Origin of the sequence: Aquamicrobium ahrensii (assembly GCF_040545755.1) — a bacterium.
GTDB classification, from domain to species: Bacteria; Pseudomonadota; Alphaproteobacteria; order Rhizobiales; family Rhizobiaceae; genus Mesorhizobium; species Mesorhizobium ahrensii.
Genome location: NZ_JBEPMN010000004.1, coordinates 51,976 through 67,435, shown reverse-complemented (window position 1 = coordinate 67,435; position 15,460 = coordinate 51,976). Strand labels below are relative to the sequence as shown.

Below are 15,460 nucleotides of genomic sequence, written 5' to 3'. Positions count from 1 at the left end.
GGTGCGGAGACCAGCGCCTCAGCGCGATTGCGCGGCTGAGGTTCCCAGCATGGATGCGGCGAGATTTTCCACCGCTGCGTCCAGCGCCCGCCACTCGCCGAGGAAACGCTGCGGGAAGCGGTAGGTGAGGCTGAGACGATCGCCCACCAGAATGTCCCGCTCACACGGGGCGAGCGATTTTTCAGCGGCGGCTCCCGTCAGGCAGCGAGCCACGAACGGGTCACGGCCGGGGCGTTCCGCTACGGCGAGCATCTCGCCCAGATAGCCGGAATTTTCCGAGAACTCGTGGAATGTGACGCCGGCCGGCCCCGATTTTCCGGGGCTGGCGATCAGCGAACTGTAGATCGGCGCAAAGCGTCCGCTCATGTCGCGAGACATGATCTGTTCCGAAAATCCCAGGAACAGGATGGAATCGCTTGCGTCGGTGTGATTGAAGGCGTCGCGTGTTGCGCGGCTGTAGCCTTCCATCGCGGGATAGCGCACATAAAGGTCCAGACGGTCGGCGTCGCCGTTGCGCCTTGCCTGCTCGAACCGGATCATGTTGGCCGGAACAGCCAGCAGATTGTCGCCCATGACAACGGCGTGGATTGTCGTATCGTCGGTATGGCCGCCCATGGCGATGCGCTCGCCGAGCCATTTGCCGGCGATGGTCACCGCAAGCGACAGCAGCGCCAGCGCGACAAGGCCGCAGAAGACCCTGGTCGTCAGCGACGAATCGTTCACCCTGAATTGCTGTGCTGCAACAGCCTCTTTCATCATGCCCCGGGACACATGGTTGGCAGACAGGGCGACCGTCGCCCATCAGGTGCGACTGTGGAGATTTATGGTAAAGGGAGCGTAAAAGGATTACCCCCGCTGCGCCGGTCAATTTAATCAGGAGATGTCATGCCGACCTATGGAATCGATGCAATCGAACCGCGTTTCGATGACAGGCGGACCAACTGGGTGGCGCCGGACGCGACCGTGATCGGGAATGTGTCGGTCGGCCGCAATGTCGGCATCTGGTTCGGAACCGTCATCCGTGGCGATAATGAGCCTATCGCCATTGGCGAGGATTCGAATGTGCAGGAGCATACGATCATGCACACCGACCCCGGCTTTCCGCTGACGATCGGCAAGGGGTGCACCATCGGGCACCGGGCCCTTCTTCATGGTTGCACCATCGGCGACAACAGTCTGATCGGCATGGGTGCCATCGTTCTCAACGGTGCGAAGATCGGCAAGAACTCGCTGGTGGGCGCCGGCGCGCTGGTTACCGAAGGCAAGGAGTTTCCCGACAATTCGCTGATCGTCGGCTCTCCGGCCAAGGTCGTGCGGACACTCGATGACGCGGCGATTGAAAAACTGCGGCAGTCGGCGGCGCACTATGTCGAGAACGGCAAGCGCTTCAACGCCGGCTTCAGACCTCTTGCAGATTGAGCCGGTCTTCAGGAACAAAGAAGCGGAGCCGGCCCTCGGGGAGGGAGCCGGCTCCTGAATCCGGTCATAGGGACGGGGAAGGGGACTCGACCGGATTTGTCCTGCTGGCGTGGACGATCGTTTCTGTCGCGGCCTAGCGAACGCTCGCCACGGCGTCGGCGCCGCCGTCGCTGATGGAGACCCAGACGCCGGAGTGCTGCGCGGACTGGCGCTTGAGATAAGTGTAGGACGTTTCCGACCAGGGCAGGACCTTGCCTTCCAGATTGTCGAGAATGAAATCGCCCATGCTGGTGTGAAGCGTGAGCACGGCATGACCTTCGCCATTCGGCTGGCGTACCACGGTGATGAGCAGATTGCCGGCCGGAACGCCGGCCTGCATCAGGCGGCGACGCTTTTCCAGCACGTAATCCTCACAGTCGCCTTCGCCGTTGACCGGATAGGACCACACTTCCTCACGGCCCCAGATCTCCATGTCGGTGCGCGGCGTGACGCTGGCGTTGACGTCATTATTGACCGCGATAACCGTGGCCCACAGCTTGCGGGTCAGTTCGACGGGCGCCTTCTTCGATGTTTTCTGGCGGCATTCCTGCGGAAGCCCCTGGCAGAATTCATAGTGCCCGACCGGCTGTGTCGTGCGGCTTCCGGTATGCATATGGGCGCTGCCGGCATTGGCCGTGCCGAGTGCGGCAAGCAGCAGTGTCAGAGCTGTGATGAATGAAGCGCCCCGGTTGAAGGTCATTCTGATGTCTCCCCGTTTGAGAAGACAATGACAGGTCCGGATTTATTTGACGCAAAACACGGAAGAAGATATTGAGTAAAACGTAGATCATTTTAATATAAAACAAGAATAAAATTTAAAACAGATTTGATTCAAATTTTAATTTTATCTCCGCGTTTCCCGGCGCGACGCCTCGAAAAGGGTGCGCACGGATCAATCCGGACTGCCGCTCTGTCCCATTTTCTCTGGCGGATTTGTGCGATGTCAGGCGTGTTTGCCCGGCCGCAAAATGCTCGGGAGCATTTTTGCTTTCCCTGAATCACGGGAACATTCCAGCTGATTATTTTGACACGGTTCCGAATGCGGAACCGGGTCGCGCTCTTGCCGGGATTGCCCTAACTGCGAAGGGCGTGGAATTCCGCGTCGAGCGTTTCCGGACGCTGAACCATCGCGAATTCGATCGCGACGCCGTCCTCGAAGTGGCGCACGACCTGTCCGCGCATGGCGCCGAGGGTCACCTGCACGCCGACAGCCGGCTTCACCTCGATCTCGATCGCCGCGCCGGACAGCGACAGGTCGATGATGCGGCACGGATACTGGCGGCCATCCATCAGGTGCAGCACGCTGATCGGGTTGCGGGGAGCCACGCGCTCATGGCGGCGGTCTTCCGGCAGGTCGAGTTCATGGCGGTTGGCGAGCCATGTAAGTTGCGCGGCCAGTTTCTCGCGCTTGCGCTCGGAAGCGAGAACCGTCATGGCGAAACCGTTCTGGAAGGTGCGCACGATCACGCCCTCGACGCGGCCGATATGGTCTATATAGGCGATCACCCGCTCGCCCGGCTCGCCGATGCGGACGGTGCGCAGGGCCATGTTTCCGGGCGACATTTCGATGACCTGACAGGGGTGTTCGGATCTGTCTTCCAGCATGAAACGACCGTAGACCTTGATCCGGACGCGCTGGAAACCACGCCTCTCGGCCTGGGACGGCGTCTGCAGATTCGCCGCTGAATTCATAACCGCCTGCACCCCGTTGGCCGCCCCGCCCTTTGCCGGACGGATTCTTGCCACAATTATGATCAGGGAAGGTTAACAAGCGGCAAATGAAACCGGTTTGGCGGCAGCGTTCGCTATTCGTCCTCGCGACCGCCGTCGAGCACCAGAAGATGCCGGATTCGCCGCGCTTTCCCGTATCCGGCCAGCGTGCTTGCGGCATCCAGGTCGTTCGGAGCAAGGGAAGGGGCTCCGATTGCGGGACGTTCGGATCTCGCTATCTGCTCGGTTTTCGGGTCGACTATCCGCATATTGTCGATGGTCGCGTCGACAACAGGGTCGGCCCCCAGCCAGAACGGCTTGTGAGCCGGCGCGGCGACACCCAGGCAACGCTGGCTTTCAGCTCCGCCCTCCAGCGGCAACGCCAGCAACTCGAACGGCACTTTGCGGCCGCTGCGGCTGATCGCCTGATAGGCGACGAGCATCACTGTATGTTTCTGGAACACGCCGTCCACGAGCCGGGAAATGAGCGGCTGGTCCTTCGCGCGCCACAGGGACGGAAAACTGAACCCTTTCAGTTCCCGCCCATAGGCGGCGCACAGCCGCGTTCCGGCGAGGCGAAAGACGGCTTCCCCGCGCGAATCCTTTTCGAGTATGAATGTGTCGGCCAGCAGCTTCTTGATGTCGGCTGGCTCGATTTCCGTACGCTTCGGCGCAGAGCGTCCGTCGCGCAGCCGATTCCAATAATGGAACAGTGCGATGGATCCTGCGAGTTTCATGTTCACTCCGCTCTGTGCAATCTGAAGTCTGATTGTCCCAACGATGAACAGGAGGACATTTCCGACGACCTACATGCGGTGCGGAGCATGAACCGTGCCAGCCTTGCGGAGGCTTGTGCACGGCTGGAGGCCGTTAAGGTTAACAAAGGGTTTAGATTGCGGGCGAGCGCTTCCTGTGAGACGTTGAAATTACTTCGGAAAACGATTTGCCTGACAAAGGCGGCGATGTTCCGGTCAAAGGTCCAGGGGAGCCAAGGGGCTCGATCGGCCGTTCGGGGGAAGCCCTGAACGGCCATTTTTTTGATTCGATTCGCCCGTTGGAGCGCCGGTTCGCGGCAGAGGTGACGATTCGTCGTTTGGAAAACGGCCGGACCTCGCCTACATGGCAACCTTCGAACAGGATGATCCCCGATGAGTGAACCTGACCGCGCGGCCGATCCCTATCGTGCGGCGCCACGAGCAGCGCCCCGCCGCGAACCCGTATTCAATCTGCCCGGCATCGTGCTGGTGCTGCTGGCGCTGTGCATCGGCATCCATCTGGGGCGCACCTATATTTTGTCGCCGGACCAGGACTTCGATCTTATCATCCGCACGGCCTTCGTGCCCATCCGCTATTCCGGCGACTATGTGCTGGATGTCTATGCGTTCACCAGCCCGTTCACCTATGCGTTGCTGCACGGCAGCTTCGCCCATCTGGCTGTGAACATGGTGTGGATGGCGGCCTTCGGCTCGCCGCTCGCCAACCGGCTCGGCGCATTGCGCTTCGCCATTTTTTTCGCGGTGACCGGTCTGGCGGCGGCTTTCTTCTTCTACGCCATTCACCCCCTGGGACAGGCGCCCCTTGTCGGAGCTTCCGGCGCCATCTCGGGAATGATGGGGGCCGCCGCCCGGTTTGCCTTCCGCATCGACCGCTCGACGGGAAAGGGGGCCTTCGCCGGCCGGCCTTTGCCGATGAGGGAAATCGTCCGGTCGCGCAGCGTCATCACCTTCCTGACGGTATGGATGGTGATCAACCTCGTCACCGGGCTGGTCGGCATCGTTCCGGGCGAGGAAGCCCAGATCGCATGGGAGGCGCATATTGGCGGTTTCCTGGCCGGCTTCTTCGGGCTGAGGCTGTTCGAGGCCGGGCTTCCGCGCCGCGACTGAAAGCGCGCAGCGCTTGAAAAGGTGGCGTCGAGAGCGCACCATGTTCCCTGCGACGTGAGGGCCGGTTGAAGCGGGACCGGTCGAACGCAGAGGAGGACGCAATGACGGTTAAGGCCATTCTCGCACAAAAGGGCTATGACGTTCTTACGCTGGGTCCCAACGAGAAGCTCGGGGAGGCGGTCCGCATACTTGCCGATCATCGGGTGGGCGCTCTGGTGGTGACCAATTCCGAAGGCAAGATCGTCGGCATTATTTCCGAACGCGACATCGTGCGGGTGACGGCGAAGCATGGAGCGGCGGCGCTCGACATGCCTGTGCGCGATACGATGACGCCCAAGGTCAAGATCTGCAACGAGCACCACACGGTCAACGAGATCATGGAGATCATGACGGCGGGGCGGTTCCGCCATCTGCCGGTGGAGAAGGACGGCAAGCTGCACGGCATCATCTCGATCGGAGACGTGGTGAAGCGCCGGATCGAGGATGTCGAACGCGAGGCCGAGGACATCAGGGCCTACATCGCCACGGCGTAGCCCTCACAGGCCGCCGGGCTTCATCAAAAACCGCCAGAGCCGGCCTTGCGCCGGCTTTGCGCTTGTCTGGCCGTGCGGTTTGCACTAGCGAAGCGATACGATCTATACCGGCCGGATAAGGAACCTATTCCGGTCCATCCGAACAGACGACAGGCCGCACATGACTCTCGTAGATACACGCACGTCCGACCCCAAACGCCTCATCTCCGGCGCAACCGGAGACTGGGAGGTGGTCATCGGCATGGAGGTCCATGCGCAGGTGACATCGGAATCGAAGCTGTTTTCCGGCGCCTCCACGGCGTTCGGCGCTGCTCCCAATGCGAATGTGTCGCTGGTGGATGCTGCCATGCCCGGCATGCTGCCGGTCATCAACGAGGAATGCGTCCGGCAGGCGATCCGCACCGGCCTTGGCCTGAAGGCGCAGATCAACCTGAAATCGGTCTTCGACCGCAAGAACTACTTCTATCCGGATCTGCCGCAAGGCTACCAGATTTCGCAGTTCAAGCAGCCCATCGTCGGCGAAGGCCAGATCATCGTTTCCGTCGGTCCCGACAGACAAGGCGAGTTCGAGGACATCGAGATCGGCATCGAGCGCCTGCATCTGGAGCAGGACGCGGGCAAATCGATGCACGATCAGCATCCGACCATGTCCTATGTCGATCTCAACCGCTCCGGCGTGGCGCTGATGGAGATCGTGTCGAAGCCCGACATGCGCTCCTCCGACGAGGCGAAGGCCTATCTCACCAAGCTGCGCACGATCGTGCGTTATCTCGGCACCTGCGACGGCAACATGGACGAGGGCTCGATGCGCGCCGACGTCAACGTTTCGGTGCGCCGGCCGGGCGAGGGCTTCGGCACGCGCTGCGAGATCAAGAACGTCAATTCCATCCGCTTCGTCGGTCAGGCCATCGAATATGAGGCGCGCCGCCAGATCGCCATTCTGGAGGACGGCGGCAGGATTGATCAGGAAACGCGCCTGTTTGACGCCAACAAGGGCGAGACGCGCTCCATGCGCTCCAAGGAGGAAGCGCACGACTACCGCTATTTCCCGGATCCGGACCTGCTCCCGCTGGAGTTCGATCAGGCCTATGTCGATGCGCTCGCCGCCGATCTGACCGAGCTGCCGGATGACAAGAAGGCGCGTTTCGTCGACAAGCTTGGCCTGTCCGCCTATGACGCCTCGATCCTCGTTTCGGAAAAGGCGATCGCCGATTATTTTGAGCAGGTGACAGTGGCGCGCGACGGCAAGCTGGCGGCCAACTGGGTCATCAACGATCTGCTGGGCGCGTTGAACAAAGCCGGCAAAGGCATTGAAGAGACTCCTGTTTCGCCCGATCAGCTCGGTGCGGTGCTCGACCTCATCAAGGAAGGCACAATTTCCGGCAAGATCGCCAAGGACCTGTTCGAGATCGTCTGGAACGAAGGCGGCGATCCGCGCGATATTGTGGAAAAGCGCGGCATGAAGCAGGTCACCGACACCGGCGCCATCGAAAAGGCGGTGGACGAGGTGATCGCCGCCAATCCGGACAAGGTCGAGCAGGCCCGCGCCAAGCCGACGCTGGCCGGCTGGTTCGTCGGGCAGGTGATGAAGGCGACCGGGGGCAAGGCCAACCCGCAGGCCGTCAACGATCTGGTCAAGGCCAGGCTGGGCATCGAGTAGTGTTCGTTCGCACGGCCGGCGAGCGCGACCTTGAGGCGATCAGGACGCTGCTCGCCGAAACGTGGCATGCGACCTATGATGCGATCTATGGCCCGCAACGGGTGAACGAGATCACCGCCGAATGGCATTCAATGGCCTCGCTCCGGGCGAGGCTGACGCACCCGCATTCGGAGTTTCTCGTGGCCGACGACGGCGAGGCGATTTCCGGCATGGCTTTCGCGACCGCGATAGACGACGGGAAGCTCGTGCTTTTGCGCCAGCTCTATGTTCTGCCGCAAAAGCAGGGGGCGGGCGTCGGCGCCATGCTGCTGGAAGAGATCGAGCAATGTTTTCCCGAGGCTCGCATGGTGCGGGTGGAGGTGGAAAGGGAAAACGCCGCGGCGGTTTCCTTCTACCGCGCGCGGGGATTTTCGGATTTCGGCAGGCCGGCGCAAACGCACCCTGAAGTTTCCATTCTGGTAATGGAAAAGCCGCTGGCGTAACCGGTCGCCGGGCCCTCAGCTCCGCGCGGCGATCTCGACATTGTCGATGAGTCGAGTGCTGCCGAGCCAGGCGGCGGCCAGCAGACGCCCTTCCGTTTCAGGTCGCCATGGTCCGAGCGAACCGCATTCGCGCGCCGCGACATAGTCGATGGTTTTGAAGCCCGCATCGAGCAGGGCCAGGCTGGCGCTGGCCGTCTCCGCAGCGGGGTCGGCTCCACCGGAAATAGCGGCCGACGCTCCGCGCAGAATAACGTTCAGACGGCGCGCGATGGCCAGTTGCGCCTCATCGAGATAGGCATTGCGCGAGGACATGGCGAGACCATGCTCGTCACGAACGGTCGGCGCGCCGACGATTTCGACGGGAATATCGAGGTCGCGACACATCTGGCGCACCACGCAAAGCTGCTGATAGTCCTTCTCGCCGAACACGGCGCAGTCGGGTGTCGCCTGCTGGAACAGTTTTGTTACGACAGTGGCGACGCCCTCGAAGAAATGCGGGCGGAAGTCGGTTTCGAGCCCGGCCGATGGGCCGCCGACAATAATTTTGGTGGCGAAACCCTTTGGGTAAACTTCGTCCGGGGAGGGCGTGAAGGCGAGATGCACGCCAACCTCTCTGAGACGCTCGATATCGTGCTCAAGCTGGCGTGGGTATTTATCGAGGTCCTCAGTCGGCGCAAACTGTGTCGGGTTGACGAAGATGGAGACGATGCAGCGGTCGGCGCGCGACAACGCCTCGCGCATCAGCGACAGGTGGCCTTCATGCAGCGCGCCCATGGTCGGCACCATGGCGACGCTCAGCCCCTGCTGTCGCCAGCCCTTTAGCTCTGTACGCAGGTCGGCGATGGTGCGCGAAATATGCGGTCCGCTCATGTCAGGCCTTTGGCGCTTGCTTGCGGAACACATGGTCCGCTGTCGGGAAGGCGCGTGCGCGCACTTCTGCTGCATAGCTCATCGCCGCTTTGGCGACTTCATTGCGAAGGTCGGCATATTCCTTGACGAATTTCGGCACCCGGTCGACGGTTAGTCCCACCGCGTCGTCAATCACCAGCACCTGGCCGTCGCAGGCGGCGCTCGCGCCGATGCCGATGGTGGGGATCGACAGGTTGCGTGTGATTTCGGCCGCAATCGGCTCAAGCGTGCCCTCGATCACCAGCGAGAATGCGCCGGCCTGTTCCACGGCGCGCGCATCATTCAGAAGCTTGGCCGCGCTTTCGTCGGTCTTGCCCTTGATCTTGTAGCCGCCTTCCTTTTCCACCGATTGCGGCTGAAGGCCGATATGGCCCATCACCGGGATGCCGGCCTCGACAATTGCCGCGATTCGATCGGCCATGTCGGCGCCGCCTTCCAGTTTCACGGCATGGCAATGCGTTTCCTCGAAAAGCCGGGTCGCGGAAGCCAGCGCCTGTTCCGGCGACGCCTCATAGCTGCCTGCCGGCATGTCGATGACCACGCAGGCGTTGCGCACGCCGCGCATGACCGCCTGTCCATGGAGGATCATCATCTCCATGGTGGCGCCCAGAGTGTTCTCATGGCCGTGCAGAACCATGGCCACGCTGTCACCGACCAGCAGAAGGTCGACATGCGGTTCCAGGAGCCGTGCGATGGGGTAGGTATAGGCCGTAAGGCAAACGATCGGCTCAGCGCCCTTGCGGGCGCGGATGGCTTCCGTTCTGGCGTGCGATTGCGCCGACAAGACAGGTGCCATTTTCTTCCTCCGGTATTTTTGCCGCATGGCCCCGATGGGCAGGGAGCATTAGAAATATGAAGACGGCTTGGCAAGGCGCATTGTGCACCGCAATAGCAAAAGGCTTGCCCAAGACGCTTGTCATTGCCATATGGCGGGGTCATAAGCATCTGGCAGGCAGGTTTGCCCGGCGAGGATTGGATGAAGAAGTTTCTGCTGCAGGTTTTCACCTGGTGGAATGGTCAGAATTTGAACACGCGCTTCCACACCTGGCGCAAGGGCAAGCGCGTCGGTGAGGACGAATTCGGCAACGTCTATTACGAAGGCGGGATCGATTCCGAAGGCCGCACGCGCCGATGGGTGATCTACAACGGATATTCGGAAGCCTCGGCGATCCCGCCGGGCTGGAACGGCTGGATTCATCATCGCGTGGACATCGCGCCGGTGAAGGAAGACTACAAGCCGTTCGAATGGGAGAAGCCGCATCAGGCGAACCTGACCGGCACTCCGGCCGCTTATCGCCCCAAGGGGTCGATCCTCGGCGCCGGGCATCGCCCGCAGGTTACCGGTGACTACGACGCCTGGACGCCCGGATCCTGAACGAATCCGCTCCGCCAAGGCATTTCTTGCCACATTTTGCGTTTAGCTGGTTGCCTCGTCCGCAACGACCGCTAGCCTTTCGAATCAGGACTGGCGCAACATTCGGTGTTTCTGCATGAGGGTAATGGGCCCTATCTCGATCCGCGTGGCGGCGGCGCTGACCGCTATCTGCGCGCTTTCCGGCATTTCCCATGCGCAGGAGAAGGGCGCAGTCGAGCGTGTGTCCAACACCGTGGCGGAGTTTGCGGGGCTGGACAAGATCACCGGCCGCATCATCTCCTTCGATGTCTATATTGACGAGACTGTGCAGTTCGGCGCGCTGCAAGTGACGCCGCGTATCTGCTACTCCCGTCCGGGCGCGGAAGCGCCGAAGACCGATTCTTTCGTGGAGGTCGATGAGATCACGCTGGATCGCAAGATCAGGCGCATCTTCACCGGCTGGATGTTCGCCGAAAGCCCCGGCCTCAACGCCGTCGAACACGCCGTGTATGATGTGTGGCTGAAGGACTGCAAGCAGAAGTCGGATGTGCCGGCGCCGGATTCCGCGAAGACGAACTAGGCCGGCCGGCCCGCTTTTAGTCAGATCAGCAGCAGACCTTTCATCGATGCATAGCCCTGCTTGCCGATGATCAGATGGTCGTGCACGGCGATGCCGAGCCGCTTGCCGGTTTCGATGATTTCCTTCGTCATGTCGATGTCGGCGCGCGACGGCGTGGGATCACCCGATGGATGATTGTGGACAAGAACAATGGCTGTGGCCGACAGTTCCAGCGCCCGTTTGATCACTTCGCGCGGATAAACCGGCGTGTGGTCGACAGTGCCGGTCTGCTGCACCTCATCGGCGATCAGGCCATTTTTCTTGTCGAGGAACAGGATGCGGAACTGCTCACGTTCCTCGAACGCCATCGCCGCCTTGCAATAGTCCAGCACCTGCGACCATGAGGTCAGAACCTCGCGCTCCCTGATCTCGCCCAACACCATGCGTTGGGCGGCTGCGGCGATGATCTTGAGGTCGAGCGCAACTGCCGGCCCTATCCCTTTCACCTCCTGCAACAGGTTCGTGGGTGCGCCAAGAACCTCGGCCAGCGTTCCGAAACGCGCAAGCAGGGCCTTGGCTACGGGTTTGGTGTCGGAGCGCGGAATGAGGCGAAACAGCAGAAGTTCGAGCAACTCGTAATCGGGCAGGGCGCTGTGTCCGGAAGAGTGGAAACGCTCCCGCAGACGTTCGCGATGGCCGAGATAATGTGGTTTCTCCCGCGCTACCTGGGTCTCTCGCGCGAGCACGACGGATTGTTCCGCCAAAAACCCGTGAGAATCCCCATATTTCTTGCTCATACGCTCCCGCCCGTTCCCCACGCATCGAGCACGCCGGCATTGCCGCCTTTTGCAGATGTTATGCTGGCAGACCTGGACGGTCGAGCCCCTTGGGCGACAGGGTGAAGATCTCGCAGCCGGTTTCGGTCACGCCGACCGTGTGCTCGTACTGCGCGGAAAGAGAGCGGTCGCGCGTGACCGCTGTCCACCCGTCGGATAGCACCTTTACATGCGGGCGGCCGAGATTGATCATGGGTTCGATGGTGAAGATCATACCGGGGCGCATCTCCACGCCGTCCGTCACATTGCCATAGTGCAGAATGTTCGGCGCGTCATGGAACAGGCGGCCGACGCCATGGCCGCAGAAATCGCGCACTACGGAGCAGCGCTCGCCTTCGGCGTAGCTCTGGATGGCGGCTCCGATCGCGCCTATGCGTGAGCCGGGCTTCACCGCGGCGATGCCACGCAGCAGGCATTCATAGGTCACTTCCAGAAGCCGTTCGGCGGCCCGCTTGATGCCGCCGACAGGATACATGCGGCTGGCGTCGCCATGCCAGCCGTCGACGATATAGGTGACGTCGATATTGACGATGTCTCCGTCGCGCAGCGGCTTGTCGTCAGGAATGCCGTGACAGACGACGTGGTTGATCGAGGTGCAGGTGGATTTGGTGTAACCGCGATAATTGAGGGTCGCGGGCAGAGCGCCATTGTCCATGCCAAACTCGAACACGAAACGGTCGATCGTGTTGGTCGTCACGCCGGGATGCACGAGGTCGGCGAGTTCGTCGAGGCAACGGGCGGTCAGATTGCAGGCCTTGCGCATGCCCGCAAAGGCTTCCTCGTTATACAGGCGAATCTGGCCGGTGTTGCGTAACGGTGCGGTCTCGGCGTCAAGATAGGTTGTCATGGCGGACGACTGGGCTCGGACGATGGCTTGAATTTTATCTGCCATCATGTGGCATCGATTGCGCGCCGCTTCAACCCATACAGCGGAATTGGTGCATCCGCGGAACCTCAGCCTCCGGATCGCATTGAAAGCATGGTGGAGGTGCAAGACGGCGGCGCTGACGACGATGCCGCCGTGCTCTCATTGCTGTGAGGCGTCAAATGGACAGGCTGCAATTCGCGGTGCCGGTACGTATCCGGACAACGCCCGACTCCCCGGTTGAGGAAATCTACGGGGTCGAACAGGCGCTTGACTTTCTTCAGAACTGGCCGGTTGGCCGCGAGGGTCCGCTTTTCCAGGCGGCGCTGGATGCCTGTTTTGGCGCAAGCGTCGATGTCATGTCGACCGAAGAGGCCTTTCGCGCGCTTGCGGCTTTCTGCCGCGTCAGCGGACTTCTCGCCAGGGACATGACCGTGCCGGTCAACCTCGAAAACGAAGCGGCGTCAAAGCTCAGCTGAGCAAGTCATGGCTACGGTCGGAATTGTCTCCGGTTGCCGTCACCGACGTGTAAAAATTTAATAAAAACAGATATTTATTTGAATACAATCTCGCTGTTCATATTAACAGTCCAGCGATAGGAATCGAAAACAACCTGCTGTCGGGGGTGCATACCGGAAGCAGCGAGAATGTCGATTCGAGAGAAACGATTCAGTGTCGTCCTTGACCCCACCAATCTCTGGACCGTGTGGGATGGCGAGGAAGAAACGCCAGCGGTGTTTGGCGATAGGGTGCTGTGCAGCCTCTCCGAAAGCGAGGCGCGCTCGGCCTGCGATGTTCTGAACGCCATTGACGAGCGCCGTCGCTGGCGTCGTCCCCCACCTGCGCCGCAGGGCGGGCTTAACATGGAAAACGTGCTCGACCCGGAGGTGATCGCCAAGTTCAAGGCCACGGGGCCGGGATGGCAGTCCCGCATCAACGAGGTGTTGCGCGCAGCGAAGCTGTGAGCCCGTTCTGCGCGCTGCATGATCGGTGAAAGCCGGTTCCGCTACGCTCTCATGCCGCCCGAGGAAGCAGTCGGCGTCTGCGCCCAGGGCATGGCGGCGCCGACATCTTCCAGAATGCGGCAGGATTTTGCGAAGCCGACAAAGGCGCTTCGGGCTGCGCTCAGCGGATAGTCCGTCTCGAAGGCCTTCTGGCAGGCCCTGAGGGCCGTTGCATGGATCGGGCCGCGCCTGCCTTGCGGCCAGTCGTACAGGAACTCAAGGGCATCTTCGAGACAGGCGATTTCCTGTATCAGGCGGTTGCCGTTCTTTATGAAAACGGGGCTGTCGAACGTCTTTCTGCTCATCAGGTCCTCCTGAAGCCAAAGAGCTTACATGTTGAAAAAAAGGGGGTTGCGACCCGGCGCTGTCCACCTTCTGTGGATATGTTCATCACGACGGCGGGTTTCAAGCACCCGTCCGTTTCGATTTTGAATACAAAGAAACGCCTCGCGTTCACCAACTGTAAACCATGCTGGCCCAAGCATGCCGCCATGGCTGATTTGATTCCTTTCCCGCTTCACTCCCGCACCCGGCTCATTCGTTCTATCGTGGACGATCTCAAGGTCGTGCATGGTCCGGCTGCGAATATTTTCTGGCGCGAACGCATTGCCGGTATTGTTGCCGAGATGCGGCGTGCGGGCCTCGCTGACGACGCGATCCGCAGCGAGATCCTTGGTCTTCAGGATGCGGTTCAGATCGAACTTCAGGGTAGCTATCTGCACCAGCAGCGTGATGGAACCGCCTGATCGGATCAGGGGGCGTGATTGCTAGCGGCGTGCTCCGGTAAGAGCTCGCAACGGCTATCCGGGGCTGTGGGAATTACCTTCGAACCGATCCGGTCATGAACAGATCGATGCCTTGCGGCGAAGACTTGTCAGGTTCGCGGGCCGAGAGAAGAGCCAAAGCCAGAAGGCCCACAAAGGCGGGCGCGAAAAGCACGCCAACGCGCGCGAGGCAGATCAGCGTCTCCCAGCGGCGCGGGGCCGGTTTGTCTTCACTTTGGCTCATGCTTCCGGATATGGGGCGTAAGAGTCAAAGTTAAGTTAATTGCGAGGCTTTGCCGGCTCATGTGCACGGTTACGATACGGCATGTGCAGCCCTGGCCGCGTTGTCTGGCTGCCGGATGTTCCGCTTTACGCTCCTGCGGCGCTCAGGCCTTCTTCACGAATTCCGTTTTCAGAACCAGGCCCTTGACCTGTTTCGTATTGGCTTCGATCTCACCCGGATTGCCGTTCAACCGGACATTTTTCACCACCGTGCCGCGCTTGATGGTTTCTGAAGTGCCCTTGACCTTCAGATCCTTGATGAGGGTCACGCTGTCGCCATCGTTGAGCTGGTTGCCATTGCTGTCGCGAACCACGATGTCGGTCATTGTTCTGTTCCTTATTGCATTGCGCCGAATCGTCCCCGCTGGACAGGGCGCCGACCGGCAGACGGTGATGTATCAGAAGTCGTCGTCGGCGACGATCCCGCCTTCGCCTTCGAGCGTGGCTATACGCCGGACTTCGGAAGAGTTGAATTTGAGGCGTACGCCGACGCCCCCGCCATTTTCGGGAATGAAACGGATGCCGAGGTTTTCCAGCGCGGCTTTGACAGCGCGGACATTGTTGAGCAGCCCGCTGGCCGGGCCTTCGCTCGATTCCATGCGCCGCAGGGTGGTGACGGAAATATTGGCGAGTTTGGCCAGTCTGTCCTGTCCTACACCTGCCAGAACCCTGCCGGCCGCAATCTGCCGCCCGCTGACCTGATCCGCTTCACTCAATGTCTCGACCCGCCTTCAGGAAACCGCCATGGCCACCATAGCACGGCAACCCGTCTGATCAATCGCGGCGCTGTCGGGGAATATTCAAGGGCGGCGCTCCCGAAGGAGCATTGCCTGAAGCCGCCCCCGCAAGCTCGCCCGAAGGTCCGCCGCTCCTGATAGATCGCATCGCGCGGCTTCGCATGCCAATGACGAATTGCAAAAGCGTGTTACGCAATTGGCCTTCCGACACCGGAAGCCGCTTGCCACAAAGCTTTTGGAACTGTGGTGAAGTGTTTGAAATATCTGGTACGCCCAAGGGGAATCGAACCCCTGTTTCCGCCGTGAAAGGGCGGCGTCCTGACCGCTAGACGATGGGCGCGCTCAGATGAGGGCGGTATATAGTTGGGTTGTTCGAAACGGGCAACCCATCAACCCGCCCTGCGACAACTTTTTTCTCGAAATG

Annotated in this window: 20 protein-coding genes, 1 tRNA gene and 1 pseudogene; 10 read left to right on the top strand and 12 right to left on the bottom strand. The window is 60.9% G+C overall.

Annotated elements, in window-relative coordinates:
• Window positions 1–18: 18 nt before the first annotated feature.
• Complete coding sequence (locus ABID44_RS07370; protein WP_354151257.1) at window positions 19–756, bottom strand: hypothetical protein; 738 nt, start codon at window positions 754–756, stop codon at window positions 19–21.
• 129 nt (window positions 757–885) lie between these two features.
• On the opposite strand from ABID44_RS07370, the gene ABID44_RS07365 reads away from it, so the two are divergent.
• On the top strand, window positions 886–1,419 hold the full coding sequence (locus tag ABID44_RS07365) for a gamma carbonic anhydrase family protein (RefSeq protein WP_354151055.1): 534 nt from the start codon (window positions 886–888) through the stop codon (window positions 1,417–1,419).
• A gap of 133 nt (window positions 1,420–1,552) precedes the next feature.
• On the opposite strand, the gene ABID44_RS07360 is transcribed toward ABID44_RS07365, so the two are convergent.
• The 3 genes from ABID44_RS07360 to ABID44_RS07350 all read right to left on the bottom strand — a co-directional run bounded on the left by ABID44_RS07360 (window position 1,553) and on the right by ABID44_RS07350 (window position 3,905).
• On the bottom strand, window positions 1,553–2,158 hold the full coding sequence (locus ABID44_RS07360) for a transglutaminase-like cysteine peptidase (protein WP_354151054.1): 606 nt from the start codon (window positions 2,156–2,158) through the stop codon (window positions 1,553–1,555).
• Between the two features lie 374 nt (window positions 2,159–2,532).
• Window positions 2,533–3,150 carry a PilZ domain-containing protein gene (locus tag ABID44_RS07355; RefSeq protein ID WP_354151053.1) on the bottom strand — a complete coding sequence of 206 codons (618 nt, stop codon included), beginning with the start codon at window positions 3,148–3,150 and terminating at the stop codon, window positions 2,533–2,535.
• Between the two features lie 113 nt (window positions 3,151–3,263).
• Window positions 3,264–3,905 carry a PAS domain-containing protein gene (locus tag ABID44_RS07350; protein ID WP_354151052.1) on the bottom strand — a complete coding sequence of 214 codons (642 nt, stop codon included), beginning with the start codon at window positions 3,903–3,905 and terminating at the stop codon, window positions 3,264–3,266.
• Between the two features lie 411 nt (window positions 3,906–4,316).
• On the opposite strand from ABID44_RS07350, the gene ABID44_RS07345 reads away from it, so the two are divergent.
• The 4 genes from ABID44_RS07345 to ABID44_RS07330 all read left to right on the top strand — a co-directional run bounded on the left by ABID44_RS07345 (window position 4,317) and on the right by ABID44_RS07330 (window position 7,726).
• Window positions 4,317–5,051, top strand: a complete 735-nt coding sequence (locus ABID44_RS07345) for a rhomboid family intramembrane serine protease (protein ID WP_354151051.1) — start codon at window positions 4,317–4,319, stop codon at window positions 5,049–5,051.
• Window positions 5,052–5,152: 101 nt separating this feature from the next.
• Window positions 5,153–5,584, top strand: coding sequence for a CBS domain-containing protein (locus ABID44_RS07340; protein WP_354151050.1), 432 nt, complete (start codon window positions 5,153–5,155; stop codon window positions 5,582–5,584).
• Between the two features lie 160 nt (window positions 5,585–5,744).
• Window positions 5,745–7,244 (top strand): Asp-tRNA(Asn)/Glu-tRNA(Gln) amidotransferase subunit GatB, encoded by a 1,500-nt coding sequence (gene gatB, locus ABID44_RS07335; protein WP_354151049.1) that lies wholly within the window; start codon window positions 5,745–5,747, stop codon window positions 7,242–7,244.
• Entirely contained in the window at window positions 7,244–7,726 is a 483-nt protein-coding gene (locus ABID44_RS07330; RefSeq protein ID WP_354151048.1) for a GNAT family N-acetyltransferase, read from the top strand. The genes gatB and ABID44_RS07330 overlap by 1 nt, the downstream gene beginning before the upstream one ends.
• Before the next feature lie 15 nt (window positions 7,727–7,741).
• Here ABID44_RS07330 and panC read toward each other — a convergent pair whose 3' ends face one another.
• Together panC and panB are read right to left on the bottom strand one after the other, a co-directional pair.
• Window positions 7,742–8,596 carry a pantoate--beta-alanine ligase gene (gene panC, locus ABID44_RS07325; RefSeq protein ID WP_354151047.1) on the bottom strand — a complete coding sequence of 285 codons (855 nt, stop codon included), beginning with the start codon at window positions 8,594–8,596 and terminating at the stop codon, window positions 7,742–7,744.
• Window position 8,597: 1 nt separating this feature from the next.
• Window positions 8,598–9,431: a 3-methyl-2-oxobutanoate hydroxymethyltransferase gene (panB, locus tag ABID44_RS07320; RefSeq protein WP_354151046.1), complete on the bottom strand. Its 834-nt coding sequence runs from the start codon at window positions 9,429–9,431 to the stop codon at window positions 8,598–8,600.
• 180 nt (window positions 9,432–9,611) lie between these two features.
• Between panB and ABID44_RS07315 the strand changes: the two genes are divergently transcribed.
• Both ABID44_RS07315 and ABID44_RS07310 read left to right on the top strand, forming a co-directional pair.
• Entirely contained in the window at window positions 9,612–10,010 is a 399-nt protein-coding gene (locus ABID44_RS07315) for an NADH:ubiquinone oxidoreductase subunit NDUFA12 (RefSeq protein WP_354151045.1), read from the top strand.
• Between the two features lie 115 nt (window positions 10,011–10,125).
• Window positions 10,126–10,569: a DUF2155 domain-containing protein gene (locus ABID44_RS07310; protein WP_354151044.1), complete on the top strand. Its 444-nt coding sequence runs from the start codon at window positions 10,126–10,128 to the stop codon at window positions 10,567–10,569.
• A 20-nt stretch (window positions 10,570–10,589) separates the two neighbouring features.
• Here ABID44_RS07310 and radC read toward each other — a convergent pair whose 3' ends face one another.
• On the bottom strand, window positions 10,590–11,345 hold the full coding sequence (radC, locus tag ABID44_RS07305) for a RadC family protein (RefSeq protein ID WP_378226291.1): 756 nt from the start codon (window positions 11,343–11,345) through the stop codon (window positions 10,590–10,592).
• A 58-nt stretch (window positions 11,346–11,403) separates the two neighbouring features.
• Window positions 11,404–12,231, bottom strand: coding sequence for a type I methionyl aminopeptidase (map, locus tag ABID44_RS07300; protein ID WP_354151042.1), 828 nt, complete (start codon window positions 12,229–12,231; stop codon window positions 11,404–11,406).
• Window positions 12,232–12,431: 200 nt separating this feature from the next.
• On the opposite strand from map, the gene ABID44_RS07295 reads away from it, so the two are divergent.
• A complete protein-coding gene (locus ABID44_RS07295) occupies window positions 12,432–12,728 on the top strand; it encodes a DUF982 domain-containing protein (protein WP_354151041.1) in 297 nt (98 codons plus the stop codon).
• Window positions 12,729–12,896: 168 nt separating this feature from the next.
• On the top strand, window positions 12,897–13,214 hold the full coding sequence (locus tag ABID44_RS07290; protein ID WP_354151040.1) for a BrnA antitoxin family protein: 318 nt from the start codon (window positions 12,897–12,899) through the stop codon (window positions 13,212–13,214).
• Window positions 13,215–13,255: 41 nt separating this feature from the next.
• Here the strand turns inward: ABID44_RS07290 and ABID44_RS07285 are convergent, their stop codons facing one another.
• On the bottom strand, window positions 13,256–13,558 hold the full coding sequence (locus tag ABID44_RS07285; protein WP_354151039.1) for a DUF982 domain-containing protein: 303 nt from the start codon (window positions 13,556–13,558) through the stop codon (window positions 13,256–13,258).
• A 78-nt stretch (window positions 13,559–13,636) separates the two neighbouring features.
• Here ABID44_RS07285 and ABID44_RS07280 point away from each other — a divergent pair, with 78 nt between their 5' ends.
• A complete protein-coding gene (locus ABID44_RS07280) occupies window positions 13,637–13,999 on the top strand; it encodes a DUF6074 family protein (RefSeq protein ID WP_354151256.1) in 363 nt (120 codons plus the stop codon).
• A 404-nt stretch (window positions 14,000–14,403) separates the two neighbouring features.
• Here the strand turns inward: ABID44_RS07280 and ABID44_RS07275 are convergent, their stop codons facing one another.
• The 3 genes and pseudogenes from ABID44_RS07275 to ABID44_RS07265 form a co-directional block, all read right to left on the bottom strand.
• Window positions 14,404–14,625, bottom strand: coding sequence for an alkylphosphonate utilization protein (locus tag ABID44_RS07275; protein ID WP_354151038.1), 222 nt, complete (start codon window positions 14,623–14,625; stop codon window positions 14,404–14,406).
• A gap of 147 nt (window positions 14,626–14,772) precedes the next feature.
• A pseudogene (locus tag ABID44_RS07270) lies at window positions 14,773–15,015 on the bottom strand (transcriptional regulator); the annotation flags it as partial.
• Between the two features lie 286 nt (window positions 15,016–15,301).
• Window positions 15,302–15,376: transfer RNA gene (locus tag ABID44_RS07265), tRNA-Glu, on the bottom strand.
• Between the last annotated feature and the right edge of the window lie 84 nt (window positions 15,377–15,460).

Coding starts and splice junctions, on each gene's coding strand:
- ABID44_RS07370 (WP_354151257.1), bottom strand. CDS start 756: ATGAAAGAGGCTGTTGCAGCACAGCAATTCAGGGTGAACGATTCGTCG.
- ABID44_RS07365 (WP_354151055.1), top strand. CDS start 886: ATGCCGACCTATGGAATCGATGCAATCGAACCGCGTTTCGATGACAGG.
- ABID44_RS07360 (WP_354151054.1), bottom strand. CDS start 2,158: ATGACCTTCAACCGGGGCGCTTCATTCATCACAGCTCTGACACTGCTG.
- ABID44_RS07355 (WP_354151053.1), bottom strand. CDS start 3,150: ATGAATTCAGCGGCGAATCTGCAGACGCCGTCCCAGGCCGAGAGGCGT.
- ABID44_RS07350 (WP_354151052.1), bottom strand. CDS start 3,905: ATGAAACTCGCAGGATCCATCGCACTGTTCCATTATTGGAATCGGCTG.
- ABID44_RS07345 (WP_354151051.1), top strand. CDS start 4,317: ATGAGTGAACCTGACCGCGCGGCCGATCCCTATCGTGCGGCGCCACGA.
- ABID44_RS07340 (WP_354151050.1), top strand. CDS start 5,153: ATGACGGTTAAGGCCATTCTCGCACAAAAGGGCTATGACGTTCTTACG.
- gatB (WP_354151049.1), top strand. CDS start 5,745: ATGACTCTCGTAGATACACGCACGTCCGACCCCAAACGCCTCATCTCC.
- panC (WP_354151047.1), bottom strand. CDS start 8,596: ATGAGCGGACCGCATATTTCGCGCACCATCGCCGACCTGCGTACAGAG.
- panB (WP_354151046.1), bottom strand. CDS start 9,431: ATGGCACCTGTCTTGTCGGCGCAATCGCACGCCAGAACGGAAGCCATC.
- ABID44_RS07315 (WP_354151045.1), top strand. CDS start 9,612: ATGAAGAAGTTTCTGCTGCAGGTTTTCACCTGGTGGAATGGTCAGAAT.
- ABID44_RS07310 (WP_354151044.1), top strand. CDS start 10,126: ATGAGGGTAATGGGCCCTATCTCGATCCGCGTGGCGGCGGCGCTGACC.
- radC (WP_378226291.1), bottom strand. CDS start 11,345: ATGAGCAAGAAATATGGGGATTCTCACGGGTTTTTGGCGGAACAATCC.
- map (WP_354151042.1), bottom strand. CDS start 12,231: ATGACAACCTATCTTGACGCCGAGACCGCACCGTTACGCAACACCGGC.
- ABID44_RS07295 (WP_354151041.1), top strand. CDS start 12,432: ATGGACAGGCTGCAATTCGCGGTGCCGGTACGTATCCGGACAACGCCC.
- ABID44_RS07290 (WP_354151040.1), top strand. CDS start 12,897: ATGTCGATTCGAGAGAAACGATTCAGTGTCGTCCTTGACCCCACCAAT.
- ABID44_RS07285 (WP_354151039.1), bottom strand. CDS start 13,558: ATGAGCAGAAAGACGTTCGACAGCCCCGTTTTCATAAAGAACGGCAAC.
- ABID44_RS07280 (WP_354151256.1), top strand. CDS start 13,637: ATGTTCATCACGACGGCGGGTTTCAAGCACCCGTCCGTTTCGATTTTG.
- ABID44_RS07275 (WP_354151038.1), bottom strand. CDS start 14,625: ATGACCGACATCGTGGTTCGCGACAGCAATGGCAACCAGCTCAACGAT.